Source organism: Streptomyces abikoensis (genome assembly GCF_014648775.1).
Taxonomy (GTDB): Bacteria; Actinomycetota; Actinomycetes; order Streptomycetales; family Streptomycetaceae; genus Streptomyces; species Streptomyces abikoensis.
In genome coordinates, this window is the sequence record NZ_BMRT01000002.1 from 855,731 (window position 1) to 880,596 (window position 24,866).

Genomic DNA, 24,866 nt, shown 5'->3' on the forward strand with positions numbered 1-24,866 from the left:
CGTCTCAGGGGCGCACGGGCTTCCCTCGGGGGCGCGCCCCCTCCCCCGCACCCTGGGTGATCTCCAGCGCGGCCGTCCGCGCCCCGGCGCGGAAGACGTACGGCCCGGGCTCGACGCGCGGCGGACCGGCCCCGTCGATGTCGCCGGGAGTGACCGCGAGCGCCTTCGACGGCACGGTCAGCCGCACGGTTCTCGTCTCCCCCGCCTTCAGGCGCACCTTGGTGAAGGCCACGAGTCTGCGCGGCGGCGACAGTACGTCGCCGACCGGCCGTGAAACATAGACGGGGAGGATCATTTCGCCGTCACGCGGCCCGGTGTCGTGTAGCCGCACGGTCATCCCGACGTCCCCGCCGGCCGGGACGGAGGGCGCGTCGAGCGCGAGCGACTCGACGCGGTAGGCGGTGTACGACAGGCCGTCCCCGAAGTCGTACGCCACGTCGTGCCCGGACTCGGCGCCCGCGTTGGTGCCCGGCAACTGCTGGTAGTAGAGGGGCTCGTTGCCGCTCCGCCGGGGCCACGAGACGGGCAGCCGGCCGTCCGGGCCGACCGCCCCGAACAGGACGTCCGCGACGGCGTGCCCGCCCTCGCCGCCCGGCAGCCAGGACATCAGCAGCCCTTCCGTGCCGTCGGCGTCGCCCAGCACCAGCGGGCGGCCGGCGAGAACGACCACCACGACCGGGCGGCCGGTCTCCTTCAGCTGCCGCACCAGCGCCCGCTGGTCCGCGGGGAGTTCGGGGCGCGGGCTGTCGGCCCCGCCCTCGGCGCCCGGCCGCTCGCCCACCACCACGACCGTCGCGTCGGCGTCCCGGGCCCCCGCCACGGCGTCGGCCGGGGCCGGGACGTGGACGACGCGGGTGCCCTTGGGAGCCGCCTGCCGGATGCCCTCGAGCACGGTCGTACCCGGGATCCGCACGCCGTCGGGGAGCCCCTGCCAGCCGACGGTCCAGCCACCCGCCTGGGCGGCGAGATCGTCCGCGTGGGGGCCTGTCACGACGATCTTCTTCACGGACGGCCCGAACGGCAGGACGCCCTTGTCGTTGCGCAGCAGCACCTGTGAGGCGGCCGCGGCGCGCCGGGCGAGCTCCCTCCCCGCGCCCAGGACTTCCGTGTTTGCGCGCTCGACGTCGACATACGGTCGCTCGAAGAGCCCCAGGGTGAATTTGAGCCGCAGGACGCGCCCGGCGGCCTCGTCGATCCGACGGCCGGACACCAGCCCGGCCCGTACGGCCGTGCGCAGCGCGTCGGCGAACTCCCCCGCCTCGTAGGGCTCCATGGCCATGTCGACGCCCGCGTTGACGGCGAGGGCGGCGGCGTGCGGGTAGTCGGCGGCCACCTTGTAGGTCGTCCACAGGGCACGGACGTCCTGCCAGTCGCTGACCGTGACACCGGTGAAGCCCCACCGTTCCCGCAGGACCGTGGTGAGCAGATGGCGGGAGGCGGTGACGGGGACGCCGTTGAGCGCGCCGGAGTTGACCATGACGGTCTTCGCCCCGGCCTCGACGGCCGCCCGGTAGGGGGCGAGGAGGGTGTCCTGGAGATAGCGGGCGGAGACGTCGGCGGGTACGCGGTCGTGGCCGTTGGACGGCTCGGAGTAGCCGGCGAAGTGCTTGACGGTCGCTGCGACGTTCTTGGCACCGCCGGCGCTCCCGGCGTTCTCGGTGCCGCGCACGGCCGCGGCGGCCAGGGCGCCGGCGAGCAGCGGGTCCTCGCCGAAGGTCTCGTAGTAGCGGCCCCAGCGGCGGTCGCGGGCGAGGTCGGCGACGGGGGCGAAGGCCCAGTCGGCGCCAGTGGCCGCGACGGCCCGCGCGGTCGCCTCGGCGCAGGCCCGGACGAGCTCCGGGTCCCAGGTCGCGGCGAGGCCGATCTGGTGCGGGAGGACGGTGGCGCCGAGGACGTTGTTGTGGCCGTGGACGGCGTCGACGCCGTAGAGGACGGGGACGCCCAGCCGGCTGTGCTCGACGGCGTACCTCTGCACCGCGTCGACCATGCGGGCCCATTCGCGCGGCGTGTTCACGGGCGGGCCGCTGCCGCCGGCGGAGAGGACCGAGCCCACCGCGCGGTCGCGGAGCACGGCCGCCAGACAGCGCTCGTTCAGCTCGCCGCCGCCGGTCTCACCGCAGTCGCCCTGGAGCTTGACCACGGCGATCTGGGTCATCTGCCCGATCTTCTCGTCGAGCGTCATCCGGCGCAGCAGGTCGGCCACCCGCTCGTCCACGGGGGCGCGGGCGTCGCGGTAGCGCGGCCCGCCGGCCTCGGCTGCTCCGGCCTCGGCTCCGCCCCGGGCCCCGGCCTGGGCCCCGGCCTCCGCTCCGGCCGGGGCGCCGGAGAGGGCCGCCGCCAGGCACACGGCGACGGCAGCGAGGGCGATGACGCGGCCGGGTACGAGGGCGGGGAGGGGGCGCCGGCGGCGTGGGAGCGGGGGCATGGCCGGAGTCTCCCACCCGCTGACGTGCCGTCAAGAAAGCGCGCGGGGCGGCCCGGGTGATCCCGGGCCGCCCCGCTCCAGACCTCGACCGCCGGGCTCAGCCCTCGTCGGCCAGGATGAGGTAGAGCTTCTTGCGGGCGTCGTTGACGACCGCGAGCGCCTTCTCCTTCTGCTCGGCGCTGCCGGTCTTCCAGACCTGGCCGAAGGCCTCCATCAGCCCGAAGCCCGCCTGGCGGACCTCCTGCATCGCCGCCCAGTCGACGCCGCGCCCCGCGTCCTCCCAGGGGGTGCCCGGGCCGGACTCGGCCTCGGCGCGACCGTCCTCGGTGAGCGTGAACAGCTTCTTGCCGCCCTCGCTCGCGCTGCTGATCAGGCCCTCGTCCTCCAGCAGCTGGAGGGTGGGGTAGACCGAGCCGGGGCTCGGCTTCCAGGCGCCGCCACTGCGCTCGGCGATCTCCTGGATCATCTCGTAGCCGTGCATCGGGCGGTCCTTGAGCAGCGCCAGGATCGAGGCGCGCACATCGCCGCGCCGCGCCCTGCCGCCCGGACCGCCCCGCCCGCGCCCGCCGAAGGGCGGGCCGCCGAACGGAGGCCCGAAGGGCCCGAAGGCCCGGCGCCCGCCGAAACCGCCCGGACCGGACTCGCCTGCCCCGGACCCCCGGCCGCGCCCGGGGCCGTAGCCGTGGTGCTCATGACCGTGTCCTTGGAAGCGCATGGTGCCGCTCCTTTCTTCATCGATCGTTCGCGATGCCTCAACGATATATCGGAACCGATCGGATGGCAATGGCCCACGACCTGGGCATCGACTTTCGGCGGAGGCCGATCAGTCCTGACGGAATGGGGCCGGAGGGGCGGCCACGACCTTGGCGGCGTAGGCCGCCAGTTGGGCGCGCAGGCGTTCGCGCGGCACGCCTTCCCCGTCCGCCAGGCGTTCGACGAGGTCGGCCCGGGTGGCGGCCAGCAGCGCGTGGGCGGTGAAGTCGGCGTCGGGCAGGCCGGGGATCCGCTCCAGCACGGACCGGAGCAGGGCGTGCCAGCCCGCGTAGTGCTCCGCCCGGTACGGGCCGCCGCTTCCGCTCTCCTCCAGGGCCAGCGCGAGGCGGCGGTTGTCGAGCTTGAAGCACAGGACGGCGTCGAGCAGGGCGGGCACGCGCTCCTGCGGCGGCGTGGCGGGTCCCAGCGGCGGCGGGCCCGATTCCGCGGCCTCGCGGACCGGTTCGAGCCGGGCCTCGTACAGCGCGCGGAGCAGGCCGGCACGGTCGCCGAAGGCGCGGAAGAGCGTGCCCTTGCCGACGCCGGCCGCCGCCGCGATGTCGGCCATGGTCAGGTCCTCGGGGCTTTCGGAGCGGGCGAAGAGGGCGTCGGCGGCCTCCAGGACGGCCCGCCGGTTACGGGCGGCGTCCTTGCGGGTCCTGCGCTCGGGGTCGGGCACGTGGTTCCTCCCATTGAAAAACGGACCCTGGGTCCGTATTGTCGAACCGGACCCGAGGTCCGCATTTCTGAGACGGAGGATACCCATGTCCGTACCCGTATCGACCGCTCCGGCGGAGCTGTACCGCCACAGCTTGCGGCTCCTGCTCGCCAAGGACATTCCCGGCTGGGTCGGCCTGTGGGCCGAGGACGGACTGATGGAGTTCCCGTTCGCGCCCCCGGGCCGGCCCGCGCGACTGGTGGGACGGGAGGCGATCGCCGATTACATGCGCCCCTACCCCGACCACATGGACCTGCACGACTTCCCCGAGGCCGACCTGCGGATCCACCGGACCGCCGACCCCCGGACCATCGTGGTCGAGATGCGCGGCGTCGGCCGGCTGGTGCGGAACGACCGCCCCTTCGACATGAGGTACATCGCCGTGGTCACCGTCGAGGACGGGCGCTTCACCGCGTACCGCGACTACTGGAACCCCCTCGCCGTCCTCGAACCCGGCGTCGACTTCGCCGGGCCCGGGACCGCCACCCCCACCACGACCGGGAGCAGCCGATGACCACCGCCGACACCTCTGCGGTCACCCGTGCCACTCCCGCCATAGGCTCCACACTGGTCATCGGTGCCACCGGGACCACCGGCAGCCGTACCGTCGCGCGGCTGACGGCCGCCGGTCACGCGGTCAAGGCGGCCAGCCGCAAGGGCACGCCGGTGGCCGGGGCCGAGCCGGTGCGCTTCGACTGGTACGACCCCGGCACCCACGCCGCCGCCCTCGACGGCGTCGACCGCGTCCACGTGATCCCGCCCGTGGGTGATCCCGACCCCGCGGCCGTCGTCCTGCCGTTCCTGCGCCGGGCCCGCGCCGTCGGCGTGCGGCGCGCGGTGCTCCTGAGCGCCTCCTCCATCCCAAAGGGCGGGCCGGCCGTCGGTCAGGTCCACCAGGCGCTGCCCGGCATCTTCGACGAGTGGGCCGTGCTGCGGCCGTCCTGGTTCATGCAGAACTTCACCGGCGGCCACCTCCACGCCCGGAGCATCCGGGCCGACGGCGTCATCCGCACCGCCGCCGGGACCGGCCGGGTCGGCTTCGTCGACGCCGACGACATAGCCGCCGTCGCCGCCCACGCCCTGACCGACGTCCAGGCCGCCAACACCGACCTCGTCCTCACCGGACCGGAGGCGCTCAGCCACGACGACATCGCCGCGATCGTCACGGAGGTCACCGGCCGGCCCGTGGTCCACCGGCCGCTGCCCTACGAGGAACTGCGCGACCGGCTCGCCGCGCTGATGCCCGAGGAGTTCGCCGAGATGCTGGCCGGCATGGACCGGGCCATCGCCGAGGGGGCGGAGGACCGCGTCACCGACTCCGTCCGTCGCGTCACCGGGCGCCCCGCGCGCGGCTTCCGCGCCGTCGCGGAGCGAGAGCTGCGCCCCGGGCGCTGACACTCAGGCGATATCACGGCATGTCACGGGGGCGCCGCCCTGGCCGCGCCGACCTCCTCGATGTCGCGATGTGAGAGACGCGTCCCTGCGACGGCCGCCCGCCCGGAGCCGGCGCCGCGCCGCCTCGACGCTGTCCCCGCCACAGAACAGGGGCGCCGTACGCCGTGGCAGCAGCGCTCTTCGTGCCGAGTCGGCGCGTGCGCCCGGGAGCGCCGGCAGTGCGGCGGCCGCAGTGTACGACGGGCCGAGGAAGCCGCCGGCAGACGCCGAGCCCCACCCGGCCCGATACCGGCGGCCCCGATGCCAGCCGGGCCACCCCGATCCAGGGCCACCTTCCGGAGATTGGCCGTGGCGATGGTCCCGCCGGGCCCCTAGGTTCACGGCCATGCGGATTCGAATCGTCGACGCCTTCACCGACCGTCCCTTCGCCGGCAATCCGGCGGGAGTGGTGCTCCTGGACTCCGACTCCGACGGCTTCCCCGATGGCTTCCCCGATGACGCCTGGCTGCGGGGCGTCGCCACCGAGGTCAACCACCCCGAGACCGCCTTCGCCCACCCGCTGCCGCCCGGTTCCGACGCCGACTGGGCGCTGCGCTGGTTCACTCCCGCCACCGAGGTCGACATGTGCGGCCACGCCACGCTCGCCACGGCGCACGTCCTGCACACCACGGGCACCGCCACCGGCACCGTGCGGTTCACGGCCCGCTGCGGCGTCCTCGTCACCACCGCCCACGAGGACGGCACGATCACCCTGGACTTCCCGACGGCGCCGCTCACCCCCACCGCCGTCCCCGACGGACTGGAGCGGGCCCTCGGCGCCACGGCCCGCTCGGCCCACGACACCGGACCGCACATCGGCGACCTGCTGCTGGAGCTCGCCGACGAGGCGACCGTACGGGGTCTCGCCCCGGACATCGCGGCGCTGGGCCGCCACTCCCGCCGGGGCGTCATCGCCACCGCGCCGGCCGAGGACCCGGCGCGGGGCTACGACTACATCTCGCGCTGTTTCTTCCCCAACGTCGGCGTCGACGAGGACTCCGTCACCGGCAGCGCCCACACCGCGCTCGCCCCGTTCTGGTCCGCCCGGCTGGGCCGCGACGAGCTCACCGGGTTCCAGGCGTCCGCGCGCGGCGGCCTGGTGCGCACCACGCTGCGCGGCGACCGGACCCTGCTGAGCGGTTCCGCCGTGACCGTCGTCGACGGCGAACTGCTGGTGTAAGCCGTCGAAACGGGGCGGTCAGGCCGTGGGCAGCCAGCCCACCTTGCCCGCGAGCAGCGCGTAGCCGACGAACGCCACGATGTCGATCAGCGCGTGCGCCGCGACCAGCGGCCCGACGCGCCCCCACCGCCGGTAGAGGAGGACGAAGACCACGCCCATCACCGCGTTGCCGACCAGACCGCCGATCCCCTGGTAGAGGTGGTACGAGCCGCGCAGCGCCGCGCTCGCCACCAGGGCGGCGGCCGGTGTCCAGCCCAGCTGCCCCAGCCTGCGCAGCAGGTAGCCGACGACCACGACCTCCTCCAGCACCGCGTTCTGCGCGGCGGAGGCGATCAGCACCGGGATCCGCCACCAGACGTGGGGCAGGTGCTCCGGTACGACGGTCAGGTTGAAGCCCGCCGCCCGTACGGCGAGGTAGAACAGCAGGCCGCTGCCGCCGATGGCGGCCGCGACCGCCGCGCCCCGGGCCAGGTCGGTGCCGGGGCGCGTCCGGTCGAAGCCGATGCTCCGCAGCCCCGCGCCCTCGCGGGTGAGGAGGTGGGCCACCAGGAGGACGGGCACGAGCGCGGTCGCGATGCCGAAGAGCTGCCAGGCGAGGTCGAGCCAGGGGCGGCCGGGGGCGTGCGAGGCGTTGAGGGTGGCCGCCTGATGCTTGAGGCCGCCCGGCCGGGTGGCCGCGCCGACAAAGCTGATCAGCGCCGAGACCGCGCTGGCGCCCAGCGAGAGCGCCAGGACGATCAGCGTCTCCGAGCGCAGCAGGCGCCGGGCGTGCCCGGCGCCGGACGCCGGCCCGGAGGGCGCCTCCGGCCGGATGCCCGCGCCGCCGTCCCGAGCGTTCTGCCGCACCGTCGCCTCCCAGCTGCCCGTCCTCACGACGGTCACAGCTTGCCCGAAGCCTCCCGGCCCCCGCGCACAGGGGTGCCGCGACGCCCCGAACGCGACGCCCCCGAACGCGACGCCCCGGAAGGGGTCACAGGGAGGGCGCGTCCGTGGGCCAGGTGTGGACGGGCTCGCCGGTGTGCATCAGCTCGCGGTAGCGGCGGGTCGTGACGGCGAGGGCGCGCTCCCGGTCCAGGCCGTGCTCCAGCGCGCGGTGGTAGGCGGCGGCCTGCCAGGAGGCTCCGTTGACCCGGCGCAGACAGCGTTCCTCGACGACCCCGAGGTAGTGGTCGCGATCGGCGGGCTCCACCCCCCACGCGTCCAGCCCGGCCGAGGCCATGGGCAGGAGCTCGTCCAGGACGAGCCGGACGGCCGGGACCCGCGCGAGGCCGCCGGTCCGGCCCGCCCGGGGCCAGCGCAGTACGGCGTCGATGCCGTCGCGACAGGCGGTGTCGAAGTTGTCGGCGGCGACCCCGAACGGCATCCGGGACCACACCGGCCGGGGCTCCTCGGCGAGGGTGCGGACCAGACCGTAGTAGAAGGCCACGTTGGCGATGACGTCGGTGACGGTGGGCCCGGCCGGCAGGACGCGGTTCTCCACCCGGAGGTGGGGGACGCCGTCGGCGATGCCGTAGACGGGCCGGTTCCAGCGGTAGACCGTGCCGTTGTGCAGGGTCAGTTCGGCGAGCTCCGGGACGCCGCCCGCGTCCAGGACGCGCAGCGGGTCCTCGTCCCCGGATATGGGCAGCAGCGGGGGGAAGAAGCGGAGGTTCTCCTCGAAGAGCTCGTAGGCGGAGGAGACCCAGCGCTCCCCGAACCAGGTGCGCGGCCGGACCCCCTGGGCCCGCAGCTCGGGCGGGCGGGTGTCGGTGGACTGCACGAACAGCGGCGGCCGGGACTCGCGCCACAGCTCGCGGCCGAAGAGGAAGGGCGAGTTGGCGCCGACGGCGATCTGCGCCGCCGCGACGGCCTGGGCGGCGTTCCACACGGCGGCGAACCGGCCCGGGGTGACCTGGAGGTGGAGCTGGACGGAGGTGCAGGCGGCCTCCGGGGCGATGGAGCGCGCGGTGCAGGTCAGCCGTTCCACTCCGGCGATGTCGATGGTGAACTCCTCGCCCCGGGCGGCCACGACCTGGTCGTTGAGCAGGAAGTACCGGTCGGCGGCGGAGAGGTTCGCATGGACCAGGTCCCGGTCGGTGAGCGTGGGCAGTATTCCGATCATGACGATGCCGGAACCCACCTCCATGGCCCTGCGGTCCGCGTAGGACAGGCCCGTGCGCAGTTCCTCGGCGAGCTGGTCGAGAACCCTTCCCGAGAGCCGGTGCGGGACGATGTTCACTTCGAGGTTGAATCGCCCGAGTTCGGTCTGGAAATCCCGGCTGGCGATACGCTCCAGCACCTCGGCATTCACCATGCTCGGCATACCGTCGGGACCCGCTAGATTCAGCTCGATCTCCAGCCCCATGAGATTGCGGGGGCGGTCGAAACGCTTCTCCTCCAGCAGCCTCGCCAGCCCGTCCAGACACCGCCGGAGCTTCTCCCGGTGGCGCTGCCGGTCGGCGAGGTCGAACCCCAGGGCCGCGACCTTCTCCCCCATGCGAAGCCTCCCTCCCGGACGGGCCGCCCGCCGCACCGGCCTCTTGTCACGGTCGATGATGCCCAGGCGGGACGATCCATAACGCCCCGCGGCGCACGGGGAAGCGATAGGCTCTCACCCGGTGCGCTCCGGCACATTCCGTCGGCATGGAACAAGCGGCGAGCGGGGCGCAATGCGCTGGTGATAAACACCGATCGGATCCGGCCCACCGTATACGGTGACGAAGCCGAGGTCATGGGCGCGCGGCCTTCACAAAAACACCGAAATCCCCCCGGAATCGGGACCTGAATTGCCCTTGCCGGAAATACCCGCGACAGCTAGCCGAAACATCATGTGAACAAGTGTCGTATAAACTCCGGAATGAGGCAGAGAGCAGGCGCCCCGGAGTCGGTCCCGGCCCCCCTCTGACCCCGCACGCCGACAGCGTCGTCCGCACCCCGCCCCGCACCCCCGTGTCTTTCCTTGAGCGAGAGGCGACCCACCATGCCGCTGCATGTTCCCCCTGCTCCCGCGCCTGCCCTCCGCACGGTCCTCACGGCCCTCGGTTCCCCCACCGCCGTCCGTGAGGCCCGCACCCCCTCGTTGCGGTCCGCCCGGACCCCGCTCAGCACCGAACTCCCGCTGCCCGTCCACCTGCTGGAGCGGGCGGGCAAGCCCGGCGGGGTGCCGCGCACCCGGCTGACCGGCTGGCGGTTCCAGATCAAGGAGGGGGAGCGGGCCGTGGCGGCCGGCGAGGCCGTGCTCACGGCGGACGGCTGGGCGTTCTCCCACTTCTGCGAGGGACCGTACGTGGCCTCCACCGAGCTGGCCCTGTGCCAGGCCGAGGCGCTGGCCACCGCCTACCAGCCACGGCTGCTGTCGGTGCCCGAGCTCTACATGCTCACCCTCTGGCTGCACGCGGACATCACGGCCGACGCCGCCTCCGAGCTGTTCGCCCCGGGCGACGTGCTCGTCCCCCTCGCCCCGGCGCCGCCCGGCATCGCGGCCCACCGCCCGCACCGGGCCGCCGATCTGCTGCCCGCGCTGACGCCCCGGCTGGCGCCCCCGCACCGGCTGCGGGCGACGGCCTGACGCCGCCCGACCGGACCTCACGGACCGAACCTCACGGACCGGCGGAGCCGACCCGGCCGGGCCCCGGAGCCGTCGCGCCCCGTGCCTCCCCGCACCAGGGGAGTCGCGGGGCGCACCGCCGCTCCCACCCTTCACCCTTCCGGGCTAGTCCGATGCGGCCATCCCGAACCCCCCGAAGGGACCGTCCAGTTGGGAGCAACCGCCCGCGCGGGTGACGCGTCATCACCCTGTGAGGAGCGTCCCTGGGAAATCCCTGCGGAACGAGGCCCGTAGGGCAAGACTGGGACCGACCGACGATGACAACGGGGGGCGGCATGAGCGACGCGTCGAGCCGCAGGACAGCCACCACATCAGAGCGAAAGATCACTTCCATGTGCCCGCACCAGCCCACGTGCCCGTCAGCCGACTCCGCCGACCGGGAGGCCGCCCACCTCGTGGCCGCCTACCCCGAGCAGGGATGGAGTCTTCTGTGCAATGGCGTCCTCTGCTTCGAGGACACCGGTGAGCTGCTGCCGGACGGACAGATCATCGCCCCGCACCGGGCGCTGGGCACCGACCAGGTGGTGACCGCCGCCTGACGCGGCGCCATCGCCCTCGCCCGGAACGCCGCACAGCGGTACACGACATGCGAGAGGGGCCGGCCCGGCGCCGTAGCGCCGGACCGGCCCCCACCCGTGCGGGTACCCGTCAGCCCTCGTACTCGTCCAGCGGCGGGCAGGAGCAGACCAGGTTGCGGTCACCGTAGGCGCCGTCCACGCGGCGCACCGGCGGCCAGTACTTGTCGGCCTTCGACTGCCCGCCCGGGAAGACGGCCTCGTCGCGGGTGTAGGGGTGCTCCCACGCGCCCGTCACCGAGGCGGCGGTGTGCGGTGCGTTGCGCAGCGGGTTGTCCTCGGCGGGCCACTCCCCCGTGCCGACCTTCTCGATCTCGGCGCGGATAGCGATCATCGCCTCGCAGAACCGGTCGAGCTCGGCGAGGTCCTCGCTCTCCGTCGGCTCGATCATCAGCGTGCCGGCGACCGGGAAGGACATGGTCGGCGCGTGGAAGCCGTAGTCGATCAGGCGCTTGGCGACGTCGTCGACGCTCACGCCGGTCGCCTTGGTCAGCGGCCGGAGGTCCACGATGCACTCGTGCGCGACCAGGCCGCCCGGGCCGGTGTAGAGCACGGGGTAGTGGGGCTCCAGGCGCTTGGCGATGTAGTTGGCGCCGAGCACCGCGACCTGCGTGGCGCGCTTGAGGCCTTCGCCGCCCATCAGGCGGACGTACGACCAGGAGATCGGCAGGATGCCCGCGGAGCCCCAGGGCGCGGCCGAGATCGGGCCGACGCCCGTGGCCGGGCCCGCGGTGGGCTGGAGCGGGTGGTTGGGCAGGTACGGGGCGAGGTGGGCGCGGACGGCGACCGGGCCGACACCGGGGCCGCCGCCGCCGTGCGGGATGCAGAAGGTCTTGTGGAGGTTCAGGTGCGAGACGTCGCCGCCGAACCGGCCCGGCTTCGCCAGGCCCACCAGGGCGTTGAGGTTGGCGCCGTCGACGTACACCTGGCCGCCGGCGTCGTGGACGGCCGCGCAGATGTCGGCGACGTGCTCCTCGAAGACGCCGTGGGTGGAGGGGTAGGTGATCATCAGCACGGCGAGCTCGTCGCGGTGCTGCTCGATCTTGGCGCGCAGGTCCTCGACGTCGACCTCGCCGTCGTCGGCGGTCTTGACGACGACGACCTTCATGCCGGCCATCACGGCGCTGGCGGCGTTGGTGCCGTGCGCGGAGGAGGGGATGAGGCAGACGGTGCGCTGCGTGTCGCCGTTGGCGCGGTGGTAGGCGCGGACGGCCAGCAGGCCCGCGAGCTCGCCCTGGGAGCCGGCGTTGGGCTGGAGGGAGACCTTGTCGTAGCCGGTGACCTCGGCGAGCCGCTCCTCGAGCTCGGTGATGAGGGTGAGGTAGCCCTCGGCCTGCTCGATGGGCGCGAAGGGGTGCAGCTGGCCGAACTCCGGCCAGGTGACCGGCTCCATCTCGGTGGTGGCGTTGAGCTTCATCGTGCACGAGCCGAGCGGGATCATGCCCCGGTCCAGGGCGTAGTCGCGGTCGGCGAGGCGGCGCAGGTAGCGCAGCATCGCGGTCTCGGAGCGGTGCTGGTGGAAGACCGGGTGGGTGAGGTACTCGTCGCCGCGCAGCAGGCCCTCGGGGAGCGCGTCGAAGGTCGTCCGGTCGAGCGTCTCGACGTCGGCCTCCACGCCGAACGCGGCCCAGACGGCGGCCAGGTGGGCGCGGGTGGTGGTCTCGTCGCAGGAGATGCCGACGTGGTCGGCGTCGGTCCGGCGGAGGTTGACGCCGCGCTCGCGGGCGGCCTCGACGACCTCGGCGGCCCGGCCGGGCACGCGCACGGTGACGGTGTCGAAGTAGGCGCCGTGGACGACCTCGGCACCCCCGGCGCGCAGGCCCTCGGCGAGGATCGCGGCGTAGCGGTGGGTGCGGCGGGCGATCGCGGCGAGGCCCTCGGGGCCGTGGTACACGGCGTACATGCCGGCCATGACGGCGAGGAGCACCTGGGCGGTGCAGATGTTGCTGGTGGCCTTCTCGCGGCGGATGTGCTGCTCGCGGGTCTGGAGGGCCAGGCGGTAGGCCTTGTCGCCGTCGGCGTCGACGGAGACGCCGACGAGGCGGCCGGGCAGGCTGCGGGCGAACTTGTCGCGGACGGCCATGAATCCGGCGTGGGGGCCGCCGAAGCCCATGGGGACGCCGAAGCGCTGGGTGGTGCCCACGGCGATGTCGGCACCGAGCTCACCGGGCGGGGTGAGGAGGGTGAGGGCGAGGAGGTCGGCGGCGACGGTGACGATCGCGCCGAGCTCGTGGGCCCGCTCGATGACCGGGCGGAGGTCGCGCACGGCGCCGGAGGCCCCGGGGTACTGGAGCAGGACGCCGAAGACGCCGCGCTCGGCGAGCTCCTCGGGGATGCCCGCGGACAGGTCGGCGACGACGACCTCGACGCCGGTGGGCTCGGCGCGCGTCTCGATGACGGCGACGGTCTGCGGGAGGGTGTCGGCGTCGACGAGGAAGACACCGTCCTTGACCTTGCCGACGCGCCGGGAGAGGGACATGGCCTCGGCGGCGGCGGTGCCCTCGTCGAGGAGGGAGGCGCCGGAGGTGGGCAGCCCGGTCAGGTCGGCGACGACCGTCTGGAAGTTGAGGAGGGCCTCCAGGCGGCCCTGGGAGATCTCCGGCTGGTAGGGCGTGTAGGCCGTGTACCAGGCGGGGTTCTCCATGACGTTGCGGAGGATCACCGGCGGGGTGAACGTGCCGTGGTAGCCCAGGCCGATCATGGAGGTGAGCACGGTGTTGCGGTCGGCGAGGGAGCGGAGCTCGGCGAGGACCTCGGCCTCGGTGCGGGCGTCGGGCAGACCGAGCGCCCCGGCGCTCTTGATCGCGTCCGGCACCGCGGCGGCGGTGAGCTCGTCGAGCGAGCCGAAACCGACCTGGGCGAGCATCTTGGCCTGGGCGGCGGTGTCGGGACCTATGTGGCGCGCCTCGAAGGGCGTGCCGCGCTCCAGGTCGGTGAGGGCGATGCGGTGGACGGTCATCTGCGGAGGCCTCCTGGTCGATGCGACCTGCGAGGGGCACCACGGCGCGGGTACCCGGACGGCCTCCCCCTCTGTCATCTCAACCTGAGAGCTTCACCGGGCCGCGGCGCACGACCCGGCTTTCACCGTCGGTGAGGAGGGGCTTCGGCGTTGCTGCCTGACCTGGGCCCGCCCTGCTTTCCAGAGTGACCTCGTCCATGCGGTACGGGTGCCTGAGAGATTCCGGGGAGGATTTGCTCCTTCGGCGCCTTCCACGAACGCCTTTGTGGGCTTCGAGAAGAGCTCTCCCGCACGGGGTCTGCGGCCACTGGCCAGCCTACCAGCGAGGGTTTCCGGGTGGATCTCCCGAGTGGCCGGTTTCACCTTCGTGGTTTTTCGTGGTGACGAGGACCGTCATGGGCGGGGAGCAGCGGAGGAGCCGTGCAGACCGACATCGACCCCCGGAGCCTCATCGGGCGCAAGGCCTTCGACCGGGACGGCGTGAAGATCGGCACCGTGGACGAGGTGTACCTGGACGACGCGACCGGGGTGCCGGAGTGGGCGGCCGTGCGCACCGGCCTCTTCGGCCGGGACGCCTTCGTGCCGCTGGAGCCGAGCCGGGTGGAGGACGACGGGCTGCGCATCCCCTTCGAGCGCGCGCTGATCAGGGAGGCGCCCGGTTTCGGGGTGGGCCGGCACCTCTCCCCCGCGCAGGAGCTGCGGCTCTACCGGCACTACGGGCTGGAGCTGCCCTCGCCCGAGCCGGCACCGCCGCCACCGACGCCGCCTCCGCCCCCGGCGCCCGACGGCACGGCCGCCGGGGATTCCGCGTCCGGGGAGCCCGCGTCCGGGGACCCGGAGGGGGCGGGCGGCGCGGGCGGCTGATCGTCGGCCGGGCGGATCAGCGGCAGGGGCTCGGCGGGGTGGAGCGCCGGGTCGTCGACGCGGAAGGTCCGCACCCGGCCGGGCGCCGACCAGGGTTCCTCGAAGCGGACGGTGACGCGTCCCACGCCGCTGCCCTGCACCCAGCCCGGCCCGTGCTCGTCGTGGCGGACGTCCAGCCCGGGAAGCCACCGCGGCGGCCCCTCGGGGGCCTTCTGGGGCTCTTGGGACGTCTCGGGCTCGTGGGGTGCCGCCCCGGCGTCCTCGGCCGCCCTGGCCGCCGCCGCGGCCTCGGCGGCGCCGGCGGCGGCCTGGGCGAAGAGGTCCTCCTGGGTGTAGTCGGCGAGGCCCGAGACGCCCACGCCCAGCAGCCGCACCCCGGCCGTGGTGTCCACTCCCTCCAGCAGCCGGGCGGCCGCCTCGCGCACCACGGCGGGGTCGTCGGTCGGGCCGCGCAGGGTCTCCGAGCGGGTCAGGGTCGAGAAGTCGTACCGCCGGACCTTGATGACGACCGTGCGGCCCGAACGCCCGGCGCCGCGCAGCCGGGTCACGCAGCGGTCGGCGAGGCGGGCGAGCTCCAGCTGCACCCGGGTCCGGTCGGTGAGGTCCTCGGCGAAGGTGTCCTCCACGGACACGGACTTGGCGTCCCGCTCGGCGACGACGGGGCGGTCGTCGTGCCCGGTGGCCAGGGCGTGGAGCCCGGCGCCGTGGGCCTTGCCGAGGAGGCGCACCAGCTCGTCCTCACCGGCCTCGGCCGTCTCGGCCACGGTGGTGATGCCGGCGCGCCGCAACGTTTCGGCGGTGGCGGGGCCGACGCCCGGAATCGTCCGGACCGACATCGGGCCGAGCACCTCCAGCTCCGTGCCGGGCTCGATGATCTTGAGGCCGTCCGGTTTGGCCTCCTCGGAGGCGATCTTCGCGAACATCTTGGACCCGGCCAGCCCCACCGAGGCCGTGAGCCCCGTGGCCGCCTCGATGTCGCGCCGCAGCCGTTCCGCCACCGCGCGGGCGGCCGCACCGGTGGGCGGCACCCCGCCCGCTTCGAGGTCGACGAACGCCTCGTCGAGGCTGAGCGGCTCCACCAGCGGGGACAGCTCGCCCAGCAGCCCCATCACCACCTGGCTGACCCGCTGGTACAGGGCGAAACGCGGGGTGAGATAGGCGGCGTTGGGGCAGAGCCTGCGGGCCTGCGCCGTCGCCATGGCGGAGTGGACGCCGAAGACCCGCGCCTCGTACGAGGCCGTGGCCACCACGCCGCGGGGGCCCAGCCCGCCCACCACCACGGGTTTTCCGCGCAGGCTCGGCTTGGACGCCTGCTCCACCGAAGCGTAGAACGCGTCCATGTCCAGATGGAGAATCGTCGGCGCACCCCTCACAGGACAGATGCTGCCGCATACCACTGACATTCGCACCGATGTACGAAGAGGCGCCCCGCGCCGACCGCTGTCACGGCCTGCGCGGGGCGCCCTGTCACGCTGTCGTACCGACGGCCCCGGGGGGCCTCAGCCCGCCCGGTTGCGGCGGCGGGCGAGCTCGTCGGCCGGGTTGTGGCCCACGAGCGTCTCACCGGTGTCCACCCGCTCCCCGTGGAGCTGGGCGAGGGCGCTCTCGACATCCCGCCAGACGACGCCCACGGCGATCCCGAAGACACCCTGGCCGCCCTGGAGGAGGTCGACGACCTCGTCGGGCGAGGTGCACTCGTAGACCGTGGCGCCGTCGCTCATCAGCGTCATCTGCGCCAGGTCCGCCATGCCGCGCGAGCGCAGATGCTGCACGGCGGTGCGGATGTTCTGGAGCGAGACCCCGGTGTCCAGCAGCCGCTTCACGATCTTCAGGACGACCACGTCCCGGAAGTTGTAGAGCCGCTGGCTGCCCGACCCATAGGCGGGCCGCACGCTGGGCTCCACGAGCCCCGTGCGCGCCCAGTAGTCGAGCTGCCGATAGGTGATGCCCGCGGCCGCGCACGCCGTCGGCCCCCGGTAGCCGATGCCTTCGGAGCTCCGGGAGGCGACCGCGCCCTCGGACTCGCTTCCCCGTGGGGTGGTCACCGCCGCCGTCGCGGAATAGCGGGGCACTGGTTCGACCGTTCCCCCATGCAGCGGATACGGACCGCCGACCGCCGTACCGTCGCCCGTGCTTCTCACGCCGACCTCCGTCCTTGACCTGCCTTCTCGACGGTAGGCAGTCGCTCGGGGTGCGTCAACGATCGCCACACTCGGCACGCCGAGTGATAATCACCCTGAGAGTGGTTTTACGTGTCCAGGTAGCGGGAAAAGCTACTCGAATGCGGCCTACTGGCTGCTGCTGCCGAAGTCCTCCGGCGAGATCTGGTCGAGGAACTCGCGGAACTTCTCCACCTCGTCCTCCTGCTCGTCCGGGATGGCGATCCCCGCGTCGTCCAGCACCCCGTCACTGCCGTAGATCGGCGTGCCGGTGCGCAGCGCGAGCGCTATGGCGTCGGACGGCCGCGCGCTGACCTCCACCCCGCTGGCGAAGACGAGCTCCGCGTAGAAGACGCCTTCGCGCAGATCCGTGATGCGAACCTCCGCGAGCTGCTGTCCGACCGCCTCCAGCACGTCCTTGAACAGGTCGTGGGTCAGCGGACGGGCAGGCGCCATGCCCTGCTGGGCGAAGGCGATCGCCGTCGCCTCTCCCGGTCCGATCCAAATCGGGAGGTAGCGATCGCCTCCCACTTCACGCAGGAGCACGATCGGCTGGTTTGAGGGCATTTCCACCCGGACACCCACGACATCGAGCTCGTTCACACAGCAACCCTAGGCCGTGCCCGGCGGGTTTGGGTAGTCGGGCACTCACTGTCACTGGCCACGGGGCTGGAGCGCGGCCCTCACCAGGGCCGCGTGGAGCCGTACGGACAGGGCGGCCAGTTCCCTGGCCGTGGCCTCGGCATGGGCCCTGGTCTGCGGATTGCGGTGCCGGCGCAGGGGGGCGACCACCTGCTCGACGAGACCGGCCTCCCGCTCGGCGGCGGCCTTCACGGCCCGTAGATGGCGCGGCTCAAGGCCGAAACGGCCCAGGTCGGCGACGAGCTTGGCGATCGTGAGGGCGTCGGCGTCGAATCCGCCGTCCGGGTGGGCCGTGAGCAGCCCGTAGGACTCCCACTCGGCCAGCTCCTCCTCGGTGACCCCGGCGCCCGCCAGCAGCTCCGTACGGCCGATACGGGCCGTCACGGGCCCCTCGGGCCCTCCCGGGGCCGTCGCGGGCGCCCCGGGCTCGTCCAGGACGTCAGCGAGGTCGAGGGCGTCCCTCGGCTGCGCGGGGGCGGGCAGCTGGACCCGCTCGCCCCGGGCCAGGGCGTCCAGCTGCTCCCGGATGACCTTGAGCGGGAGGTAGTGATCGCGCTGCACGCGCAGCACGTACGCGAGCCGGGCCACGTCCTCCGTACTGAACTTGCGGTAGCCGGACGGGGTGCGCCGGGGCTCCACCAGGCCCTCCGCCTCCAGGAAACGGATCTTGGAGATGGTGACCTCGGGGAACTCCTCGCGCAACAGGTTGAGCACCGTTCCGATGCTCACCAGCCGGCCCTCCGCGCCGGCGGCACCGGAGGATCCGGTACCGCCCGACGGTGTTCGAAGCATGGCCCTTCCCTGGAGGTGCCCCGGACCGCGTCCGGGAACGGTCAGATCCCCCGCTGGCTGCCGAAGAAGACCAGCCGGTACTTGCCGATCTGCACCTCGTCGCCGTTGGACAGGACGACCGACTCGATCTGCTCACGGTTGACGTAGGTGCCGTTGAGGCTGCCGACGTCGGTGACGGTGAAGCTGCCGTCGTGGCCCCGGCGGAACTCCACGTGCCGGCGCGAGACGGTGACGTCGTCGAGGAAGATGTCGCTCTGCGGGTGCCGGCCCGCGGTGGTCACCTCCGCGTCCAGCAGGAAACGGCTGCCCGAGTTGGGGCCCCGGCGGACCACCAGCAGGGCCGAGCCCTGGGGCAGCGCCTCGACCGCGGCCTGCGCCTCGGGCGAGAGCGCCGGGATGGCCGTCTGGCCGGTGGTCTCCGAGTCGTACGCCTCGAGACCGGAGATGGAGATGGTCGAGGTCGTCTCCGACGCGCGCTCGGCGACCGCACCCGGCCGCAGCGGAGCACCGCAGTTGGAACAGAACCGGCTGGCCTCGGCGTTCCGGTGGCCACACCTCGTACATACCGGCAAGGCAAACCCTCCACCCGCACTTGAGGTCGCTGGTGCCCCGAAACCTATGCGCCCCGCCTGGGCAGGGTCAACAGCGGACGCGCCCGGACCGCCCGGAATGTCGCCCCCGTAGCCCTGGGCGTCGACCTGGTCCCGGAACAGCGGGCGGCCTTCCTGGGCGTTCTCGCCGCCCTCCCCGGACCGCGGCGCCCGGTGCCGGGCGGTACCGCCGTCCTGGCGTGCGCTCTTGCCGAACAACTTCGCAAACAACTTCACGGGCGATTCCCCTTGACCGAAACAGACCCGCCCGTGGGGCAGGACAAACCCTTGCTGCACACACCGTCCGACCTGGACATCTCTACAACGTCCGCAGTCAACAGACAGTTTCCATCACGCACCCTTGACTTGGTGCGCCGACCCCCCGCAACCTCCCGCCCTCCCCATGGGCCCCGCTCGCGCGCCCGTCTCACTGCGATGACGACCGAGCGTAGTCAGGCCGCTTCGCCGGGCGCAAGGCGTCCACAATGATCTTCTCAGACCGGGAGACACTCACCGACGCCTGCTCCTTCTCGAGAGTCTGCACCACACCACCGGGGATGTTCAGCGCGGGCTCCAGGTCCTGGGGCTTGCCGATGACCTTGAACTTATAGGGCTGCGAGACCTTTTTCCCATCGATCTCCACCTTTCCCGCGGAGCCCGAGAAATAGGTGCCCGCGACGACCCGGACATCGTTGATCTGGATCGCCTCCGCGCCCGCGGCCCGCAGCTCCTGGATCGTGTCGAGCAGCTTGTCCGACTCCACGGTCCCCTTGCTGTCGCTCACCGTGAGCTCGATGCCGGGCCCCTCGGCCGCCACCGTACCCGCGAGCACCCCGAGCTGCTCCTCCTTTTGCGCGGTCTGCTTACGGGCCTCGGCGGCCTGGTTGGAGCTGCTCTCCAGCTCGGACCGCTGACCGTCCAGCCGGCGCTTCTCGTCCTCCAGCCGCTTGGTGCGGTTGTCCAGTTCGTCCAGGATCCTTACGAGATCCTCCTGCCGGGCGCCGCGCAGTGCGCTGTTGTCGCTCGTCGAACGGACCTGGATGGCCAGGCCCAGCCCGAGGACGCACAGCAGCACCGCCACGGTGAGCTGGGCACGCGTCAGCCTTGGGGGCCACAGCCCGCTCATCAGCCGTTGACGCCCCGTCAACGGGACGGCCTCGGGAGCGGTTTTCTTTGGGGGGACGGGGCCGGGTACGGCCTGCTCCGGACCGGGCTCCCCGGGCCCGGGCACCCCGGCCTCCGGCTCCGCGGCCTCCTCGGGCGCCGGCTCGGAACGCTCCTCCTCCGGGCGCTCCGTCCCCGGCTCGCCCGGTGCCCCGGCGCGCTCGCCCGATGCCCCGGCCGGCGGCTCGGGCCGCTCCCGCTTCTCCTCTTTCTCCGGCTCCTCCGGCCGCCCCTGCTGTCCGGACTTGTCGGGAGTGTCGTCTGCGCTCATCGGTCTCACGCCCGGAAGATGTGCCGTCGGATGGCGGCCGCGTTGGAGAAGATACGAATGCCGAGGACGACCACCACACCGGTGGACAGCTGCGCGCCGACGCCGAGCTTGTCGCCCAGGAAGACGATGAGCGCGGCCACGACCACGTTGGACAGGAACGAGACCACGAAGACCTTGTCGTCGAAGATCCCGTCCAGCATCGCCCGGAGGCCGCCGAACACCGCGTCGAGCGCCGCCACGACGGCGATGGGAAGGTAGGGCTCGACCGCCGTCGGCACCACGGGACGGACGACCAGCCCGACCACGACTCCCACGATGAGGCCCAATACGGCGATCACGATGTGCCCTTCCCTGGTGTTGCGGTACGTACGATCAGACTCGGCGCGGGAGGCAGCCGGACCTCGTCCTGAGTGGAAATGCTCGCGCGGACCCCGTAGTTCTGCTGGAGCACATGCAGGTACTGGCCGTCGACGCTGTCCTGGAACGCGGTGCTGAGCCGCTGCCCGTCCCCGATCGCCAGCACCGTGTACGGCGGCACCAGCGGTCTGTTGTCGACCAGTATGGCGTCACCCGCGGCCCTGATCGCCGACAGCGCCGTCAGCCGCTGACCGTTGATGGCGATCGCCTCGGCGCCCGACTGCCACAGACCGTTGACGACACGCTGCATGTCGCGGTCGCGCACCCGCCCGGTGTCGGAGAAGCCACTGCTCTCCCGGGGCCCGCCCCCACTGGTCCGGGCCTGCTTGGCGTCGTCGACCATCACTTTGATCCCGGGCCCGCGCACCGGCGTGGCCCCGGCGAGCAGCGACACCAACTCGGCCTTGTCCCCACCGTGTTTCCGCAGCACGTCACGCTGCTTGGTGCCGACCGCGTCCCGCAGGGAGTCGACGTTCTTCTGGAGGCTGTCGGCGGCGGAGGTCTCCGCCTCGATCCGCTGGATGAGCTGCTCGCGCTCCTTGGCCAGCGTCGGTGCCGATATCCGCGCCTGCGCCGCCCCCAGCGTCACCACGACGGCCGACAGCAGCAAGGCGGCGGCCAGCCCCAACTTCGCCCGCAGGGTGCTCGGCAGGCCCTTGCCGCCCTCGGCCCGCCGGGCCGCCGCCTCCGCGTAGCCCTCGTCGAGGCTGTGATCCATCACATTGGTCAGCAGCGACATCGACGCGTCGGGACGCGACGGTGGCGACGAGGTGCTCCGAACGGGGGGCTGCTGCGACATGCCGCACATCGTCGCACGTCGGGGGCGTCGTCTCCCAATGGCCCCACCGGCGTGCCGGATCCGGTACGGATTCACGACACTCCCGGAACACCGGGGGGACATCCCCCGGCCCGGGCAGGACGACGCCCCCCGGGGCCGTCAGCGCCCGGCGCCGTCCACGACCGCCGACCACTCGTCCAGCAGCGCCTGCGCGGAGGCGTCGTCAGGCCCCTCCGCCCACAGATGCGTCACCGCCTCCGCCGGGTCCGGCAGCACCATCACCCAGCGCCCGTCGGCCTCGACCACCCGCACCCCGTCCGTCGTGTCCACCGAGCGGTCCCCGGCGGCCTCCACCACATGCCGCATCACCAGGCCCTTGACGGCCCACGGCGTGGCCAGGTCCCGGCGCAGGACGTGCGCCCTGGGGATCCGCGCGTCTATCTGGCTGAGCGTGAGCTGGGTCCGGGCCACCAGCCCGATCAACCGGACGAAAGCGGCCGTACCGTCGAAGACGCTGTTGGACTCCGGGATGATGAAGCCGCCGCGCCCGTCGCCACCGAAGATCGTCGACTCCTGCCGGCCCACCCTCGTCAGATCGTCCGGCGACGTCGTCGTCCACTCCACCTGCGTCCCGTGGTACGCGGCCACCTGCTCGGCGATCCGGGTCGTGGTCACCGGCAGCGCCACCCGCCCGCTGCGCCGCTCGGCGGCCACCAGGTCCAGCAGGACCAGCAGCGCGCGATCGTCCTCCACGATGCGGCCGCGTTCGTCCACCAGCGAGATCCGCTCGCCCACCGGGTCGAACCGCACCCCGAACGCGGCCCGCGCCGACGCCACGATCTCCCCCAGCCGCACCAGCCCGGAACGGCGGGTGTCGGCGGTCTCGGTGGGACGGGCCTCGTCCAGCCCGGGGTTGATGGTGAGCGCGTCCACGCCCAGCCGGCCCAGCAGGCTGGGCAGAACGAGCCCCGCGCTGCCGTTCGAGGCGTCGACGACCACCTTCAGCCCCGCCTCGGCGACCCCGGTGGTGTCCACGGACCTCAGCAGCGAACCCGTGTAGGAGTCGTAGACGCTGGAGGGGAAGGACAGATCGCCGATCTCGCCGGGGAACGCACGCCGGTACTCCTGGCGGGCGTAGACCCGGTCGAGCTTGCGCTGCCCCGCCTGGGAGAGGTCGGCGCCGCGCTCGTCCAGGAACATGATGTCCACCGAGTCCGGCACCCCGGGTGATGTACGGATCATGATGCCGCCGGCACTGCCCCGCGCGGTCTGCTGCCGGGCCACCGGCAGGGGGACGTTCTCCAGGTCGCGGACGTCGATGGCACTGGCCTGAAGGGCCGAGATCACCGCGCGCTTGAGGGCACGCGCACCACGGGAGTGGTCACGTGCCGTGGTGACGGTGGCCCCCTTCTTCAGCGTCGTCGCGTACGCCCCGGCGAGCCGGACCGCCAGCTCGGGCGTGATCTCCACATTGAGGATCCCGGACACGCCGCGCGCGCCGAAGAGATGGGCCTGGCCCCGGGACTCCCAGATGACGGAGGTGTTGACGAATGCGCCGGCCTCGATGGTCTTGAAGGGATAGACCCGGACATTGCCCTGGATAATCGATTCCTCACCGACGAGGCACTCATCGCCGATGACGGCGCCGTCCTCGATCCGGGCCGCCCGCATGATGTCGGTGTTCTTCCCGATGACACAGCCGCGCAGATTGCTCTGCTGACCGACGTAGACGTTGTCGTGGACGACGGCCTTGTGGAGAAAGGCGCCGCTCTTGACGACGACGTTGGAGCCCACGACCGTGTGCTCCCGGATCTCGGCGCCGGCCTCGACCTTCGCGTAGTCGCCGATGTAGAGCGGGCCGCGCAGGACCGCGTCGGGATGCACCTCGGCGCCCTCGGCCACCCAGACGCCGGGCGAGATCTCGAAGCCGTCCATGTCGACGTCGACCTTGCCCTCCAGGACATCGGCCTGCGCCTTCACATAGCTCTCGTGGGTGCCGACGTCCTCCCAGTAGCCCTCGGCCACATAGCCGAAGATGGGCTTGCCTTCCTTCATCAGCTGCGGGAAGACGTCCCCCGACCAGTCGACCGGGACATCGGGCCGCACGTAGTCGAAGACCTCGGGCTCCATGACATAGATGCCCGTATTGACGGTGTCGGAGAAGACCTGACCCCAGGTGGGCTTCTCCAGGAAGCGTTCGACCCTGCCCTGCTCGTCGACGATCGTGATGCCGAATTCCAGCGGATTGGGGACGCGCGTCAGACAGACCGTGACCAGGGCGCCCTTCTCCTTGTGGAAACGGATCAGGTCGGTGAGGTCGAAATCGGTGAGGGCGTCGCCCGAGATGACGAGGAAGGCATCGTCCTTGAGCGCCTCCTCGGCGTTCTTGACGCTGCCCGCGGTGCCGAGTGGCTTCTCCTCGTTGGCATAGGTGAGCTCCATGCCGAGCTCCTCACCGTCACCGAAGTAGTTCCGCACCAGGGAGGCCAGGAACTGTACGGTCACCACGGTTTCGGTGAGCCCGTGCCGCTTCAGCAGGCGGAGCACATGCTCCATGATCGGGCGGTTGGCCACGGGCAGGAGCGGCTTGGGCATGCTCGAGGTCATGGGGCGAAGGCGGGTGCCTTCGCCTCCGGCCATCACGACGGCCTTCATGTCGGAAGCGTCCTCCTTGAGAGACGACGGTCATGCCGACGAAACCGCCCGACGAGCCCGGCCGGGCCGCGCGTCCACGCGCGCCCACAGGGGCTCCTGCCCCGTGAGGCCGGTGGGTACGGCGAGATCAGTCGGCCGTGGCATCCGCCCGGACGAGTCGGCGGACCTGGACCACGTAGAGGATCCCTGCCCACCAATAGAGGGTTGTACCCCATCCGGCGAACGCCCATCCGAAAATCGCGGCGAGGGACGAGAGCCAGCCGGATCCATCACTGAGAAGCAGCAACGGGAAGGCGTACATCAGGTTGAAGGTCGCGGCCTTGCCGAGGAAGTTCACCTGGGGCGGCGGATAGCCGTGGCGCCTCAGGATCCACACCATGACCAGCAGCATCGCCTCGCGGGCCAGCAGGGCCACGGTCAGCCAGAGCGGAAGAATCTCACGCCAGGTCAGACCGAAGAGGGTGGAGAGGACATAGAGCCGGTCGGCGGCCGGGTCGAGCAGCCGGCCGAGGCTGCTGACCTGGTTCCAGCGCCGGGCGAGCTTTCCGTCGAGATAGTCGCTGACACCGCTGAGCGCCAGGACGAGCAGCGCCCAGCCGTCGTACTTCTGAAGAATCAGCCACAGGAACAGGGGAACGCCGACGAGGCGCGCCATGCTGAGGATGTTCGGGATGGTGAGGACACGGTCGGTCTGGACACGCGTCTCCTGGACCTCCACCCGGGGGCCTCCTGTGGGGATATGTACCAACGATTCCCCCTGACCTTACCCCCAGCCGTCCGGGGGTCACGCAGAGGGGGCTACGACGGCCGCACAACGCAAAAAAGCCCTGGTGGGGACAGTGTCCCCACCAGGGCTTTCTCTAAAAGGAGTTCGGCGGCGTCCTACTCTCCCACAGGGTCCCCC

21 protein-coding genes, 1 pseudogene and 1 riboswitch are annotated in these 24,866 nt (G+C 72.5%); of the genes and pseudogenes, 6 read left to right on the top strand and 16 right to left on the bottom strand.

Translation table 11 applies throughout. From position 1 onward, the window contains the following. Window positions 1–4: 4 nt before the first annotated feature. The 3 genes from IE096_RS10230 to IE096_RS10240 all read right to left on the bottom strand — a co-directional run bounded on the left by IE096_RS10230 (window position 5) and on the right by IE096_RS10240 (window position 3,857). Window positions 5–2,425: a glycoside hydrolase family 3 N-terminal domain-containing protein gene (locus IE096_RS10230; RefSeq protein ID WP_189450824.1), complete on the bottom strand. Its 2,421-nt coding sequence runs from the start codon at window positions 2,423–2,425 to the stop codon at window positions 5–7. 97 nt (window positions 2,426–2,522) lie between these two features. Beyond that, the gene (locus IE096_RS10235; protein ID WP_189450826.1) at window positions 2,523–3,140 is read right to left on the bottom strand and encodes a PadR family transcriptional regulator; all 618 of its coding nucleotides are present in this window, start codon (window positions 3,138–3,140) and stop codon (window positions 2,523–2,525) included. A 108-nt stretch (window positions 3,141–3,248) separates the two neighbouring features. Then, the gene (locus tag IE096_RS10240; protein ID WP_229820089.1) at window positions 3,249–3,857 is read right to left on the bottom strand and encodes a TetR/AcrR family transcriptional regulator; all 609 of its coding nucleotides are present in this window, start codon (window positions 3,855–3,857) and stop codon (window positions 3,249–3,251) included. A gap of 85 nt (window positions 3,858–3,942) precedes the next feature. Here IE096_RS10240 and IE096_RS10245 point away from each other — a divergent pair, with 85 nt between their 5' ends. The 3 genes from IE096_RS10245 to IE096_RS10255 all read left to right on the top strand — a co-directional run bounded on the left by IE096_RS10245 (window position 3,943) and on the right by IE096_RS10255 (window position 6,510). Further along, window positions 3,943–4,410, top strand: coding sequence for a nuclear transport factor 2 family protein (locus IE096_RS10245; protein WP_189450830.1), 468 nt, complete (start codon window positions 3,943–3,945; stop codon window positions 4,408–4,410). Next, a complete protein-coding gene (locus tag IE096_RS10250; RefSeq protein ID WP_189450832.1) occupies window positions 4,407–5,291 on the top strand; it encodes an NmrA family NAD(P)-binding protein in 885 nt (294 codons plus the stop codon). The genes IE096_RS10245 and IE096_RS10250 overlap by 4 nt, the downstream gene beginning before the upstream one ends. Before the next feature lie 385 nt (window positions 5,292–5,676). Next, window positions 5,677–6,510: a PhzF family phenazine biosynthesis protein gene (locus IE096_RS10255; RefSeq protein ID WP_189450834.1), complete on the top strand. Its 834-nt coding sequence runs from the start codon at window positions 5,677–5,679 to the stop codon at window positions 6,508–6,510. A gap of 18 nt (window positions 6,511–6,528) precedes the next feature. Here the strand turns inward: IE096_RS10255 and IE096_RS10260 are convergent, their stop codons facing one another. Continuing rightward, entirely contained in the window at window positions 6,529–7,323 is a 795-nt protein-coding gene (locus IE096_RS10260) for a CPBP family intramembrane glutamic endopeptidase (RefSeq protein ID WP_189450993.1), read from the bottom strand. Window positions 7,324–7,480: 157 nt separating this feature from the next. Continuing rightward, the gene (locus tag IE096_RS10265; protein ID WP_189450837.1) at window positions 7,481–8,986 is read right to left on the bottom strand and encodes a glutamate-cysteine ligase family protein; all 1,506 of its coding nucleotides are present in this window, start codon (window positions 8,984–8,986) and stop codon (window positions 7,481–7,483) included. Window positions 8,987–9,469: 483 nt separating this feature from the next. Here IE096_RS10265 and IE096_RS10270 point away from each other — a divergent pair, with 483 nt between their 5' ends. Next, a complete protein-coding gene (locus IE096_RS10270) occupies window positions 9,470–10,057 on the top strand; it encodes a hypothetical protein (protein WP_189450839.1) in 588 nt (195 codons plus the stop codon). Between the two features lie 371 nt (window positions 10,058–10,428). Next, window positions 10,429–10,635, top strand: a complete 207-nt coding sequence (locus tag IE096_RS10275) for a DUF5999 family protein (protein ID WP_189450841.1) — start codon at window positions 10,429–10,431, stop codon at window positions 10,633–10,635. 109 nt (window positions 10,636–10,744) lie between these two features. Here the strand turns inward: IE096_RS10275 and gcvP are convergent, their stop codons facing one another. Continuing rightward, window positions 10,745–13,630, bottom strand: a complete 2,886-nt coding sequence (gene gcvP, locus IE096_RS10280) for an aminomethyl-transferring glycine dehydrogenase (protein ID WP_189450842.1) — start codon at window positions 13,628–13,630, stop codon at window positions 10,745–10,747. Between the two features lie 190 nt (window positions 13,631–13,820). Then, a riboswitch (glycine riboswitch) is annotated at window positions 13,821–13,930 on the bottom strand. 120 nt (window positions 13,931–14,050) lie between these two features. Here gcvP and IE096_RS31970 point away from each other — a divergent pair. Then, a pseudogene (locus IE096_RS31970) lies at window positions 14,051–14,380 on the top strand (PRC-barrel domain-containing protein); the annotation flags it as partial. On the opposite strand, the gene IE096_RS10290 reads toward IE096_RS31970, so the two are convergent. The 10 genes from IE096_RS10290 to clsA all read right to left on the bottom strand — a co-directional run bounded on the left by IE096_RS10290 (window position 14,344) and on the right by clsA (window position 24,680). Further along, window positions 14,344–15,867 (bottom strand): DNA polymerase IV, encoded by a 1,524-nt coding sequence (locus IE096_RS10290; RefSeq protein ID WP_189450846.1) that lies wholly within the window; start codon window positions 15,865–15,867, stop codon window positions 14,344–14,346. The pseudogene IE096_RS31970 and the gene IE096_RS10290 sit on opposite strands and share 37 nt — an antisense overlap. A gap of 126 nt (window positions 15,868–15,993) precedes the next feature. After that, a complete protein-coding gene (locus tag IE096_RS10295) occupies window positions 15,994–16,635 on the bottom strand; it encodes a MerR family transcriptional regulator (protein ID WP_189450847.1) in 642 nt (213 codons plus the stop codon). Window positions 16,636–16,782: 147 nt separating this feature from the next. Beyond that, entirely contained in the window at window positions 16,783–17,256 is a 474-nt protein-coding gene (locus IE096_RS10300; RefSeq protein ID WP_126913184.1) for a bifunctional nuclease family protein, read from the bottom strand. A 51-nt stretch (window positions 17,257–17,307) separates the two neighbouring features. Then, the gene (ftsR, locus tag IE096_RS10305; protein ID WP_189450848.1) at window positions 17,308–18,087 is read right to left on the bottom strand and encodes a transcriptional regulator FtsR; all 780 of its coding nucleotides are present in this window, start codon (window positions 18,085–18,087) and stop codon (window positions 17,308–17,310) included. 41 nt (window positions 18,088–18,128) lie between these two features. After that, window positions 18,129–18,974: an FHA domain-containing protein gene (locus IE096_RS32145; RefSeq protein ID WP_373298066.1), complete on the bottom strand. Its 846-nt coding sequence runs from the start codon at window positions 18,972–18,974 to the stop codon at window positions 18,129–18,131. Between the two features lie 130 nt (window positions 18,975–19,104). Beyond that, a complete protein-coding gene (locus IE096_RS10315) occupies window positions 19,105–20,112 on the bottom strand; it encodes a DUF881 domain-containing protein (protein ID WP_229820090.1) in 1,008 nt (335 codons plus the stop codon). Between the two features lie 5 nt (window positions 20,113–20,117). Continuing rightward, window positions 20,118–20,450 (bottom strand): small basic family protein, encoded by a 333-nt coding sequence (locus IE096_RS10320; protein WP_071964751.1) that lies wholly within the window; start codon window positions 20,448–20,450, stop codon window positions 20,118–20,120. Then, window positions 20,447–21,328, bottom strand: a complete 882-nt coding sequence (locus IE096_RS10325; RefSeq protein ID WP_189450849.1) for a DUF881 domain-containing protein — start codon at window positions 21,326–21,328, stop codon at window positions 20,447–20,449. Before IE096_RS10325 ends, IE096_RS10320 begins: the two co-directional genes overlap by 4 nt. A 138-nt stretch (window positions 21,329–21,466) precedes the next feature. Continuing rightward, complete coding sequence (locus tag IE096_RS10330) at window positions 21,467–23,962, bottom strand: mannose-1-phosphate guanyltransferase (RefSeq protein ID WP_189450850.1); 2,496 nt, start codon at window positions 23,960–23,962, stop codon at window positions 21,467–21,469. Window positions 23,963–24,089: 127 nt separating this feature from the next. Next, the gene (gene clsA, locus IE096_RS10335; RefSeq protein WP_189450851.1) at window positions 24,090–24,680 is read right to left on the bottom strand and encodes a cardiolipin synthase ClsA; all 591 of its coding nucleotides are present in this window, start codon (window positions 24,678–24,680) and stop codon (window positions 24,090–24,092) included. Window positions 24,681–24,866 lie beyond the last annotated feature (186 nt).

What these genes read in the sequence shown, in the direction of transcription:
- IE096_RS10230 (WP_189450824.1), bottom strand. Translation starts at nt 2,425, where the DNA reads ATGCCCCCGCTCCCACGCCGCCGGCGCCCCCTCCCCGCCCTCGTACCC.
- IE096_RS10235 (WP_189450826.1), bottom strand. Translation starts at nt 3,140, where the DNA reads ATGCGCTTCCAAGGACACGGTCATGAGCACCACGGCTACGGCCCCGGG.
- IE096_RS10245 (WP_189450830.1), top strand. Translation starts at nt 3,943, where the DNA reads ATGTCCGTACCCGTATCGACCGCTCCGGCGGAGCTGTACCGCCACAGC.
- IE096_RS10250 (WP_189450832.1), top strand. Translation starts at nt 4,407, where the DNA reads ATGACCACCGCCGACACCTCTGCGGTCACCCGTGCCACTCCCGCCATA.
- IE096_RS10255 (WP_189450834.1), top strand. Translation starts at nt 5,677, where the DNA reads ATGCGGATTCGAATCGTCGACGCCTTCACCGACCGTCCCTTCGCCGGC.
- IE096_RS10265 (WP_189450837.1), bottom strand. Translation starts at nt 8,986, where the DNA reads ATGGGGGAGAAGGTCGCGGCCCTGGGGTTCGACCTCGCCGACCGGCAG.
- IE096_RS10270 (WP_189450839.1), top strand. Translation starts at nt 9,470, where the DNA reads ATGCCGCTGCATGTTCCCCCTGCTCCCGCGCCTGCCCTCCGCACGGTC.
- IE096_RS10275 (WP_189450841.1), top strand. Translation starts at nt 10,429, where the DNA reads ATGTGCCCGCACCAGCCCACGTGCCCGTCAGCCGACTCCGCCGACCGG.
- gcvP (WP_189450842.1), bottom strand. Translation starts at nt 13,630, where the DNA reads ATGACCGTCCACCGCATCGCCCTCACCGACCTGGAGCGCGGCACGCCC.
- ftsR (WP_189450848.1), bottom strand. Translation starts at nt 18,087, where the DNA reads ATGCTTCGAACACCGTCGGGCGGTACCGGATCCTCCGGTGCCGCCGGC.
- IE096_RS10315 (WP_229820090.1), bottom strand. Translation starts at nt 20,112, where the DNA reads ATGAGCGCAGACGACACTCCCGACAAGTCCGGACAGCAGGGGCGGCCG.
- IE096_RS10325 (WP_189450849.1), bottom strand. Translation starts at nt 21,328, where the DNA reads ATGTCGCAGCAGCCCCCCGTTCGGAGCACCTCGTCGCCACCGTCGCGT.
- IE096_RS10330 (WP_189450850.1), bottom strand. Translation starts at nt 23,962, where the DNA reads ATGAAGGCCGTCGTGATGGCCGGAGGCGAAGGCACCCGCCTTCGCCCC.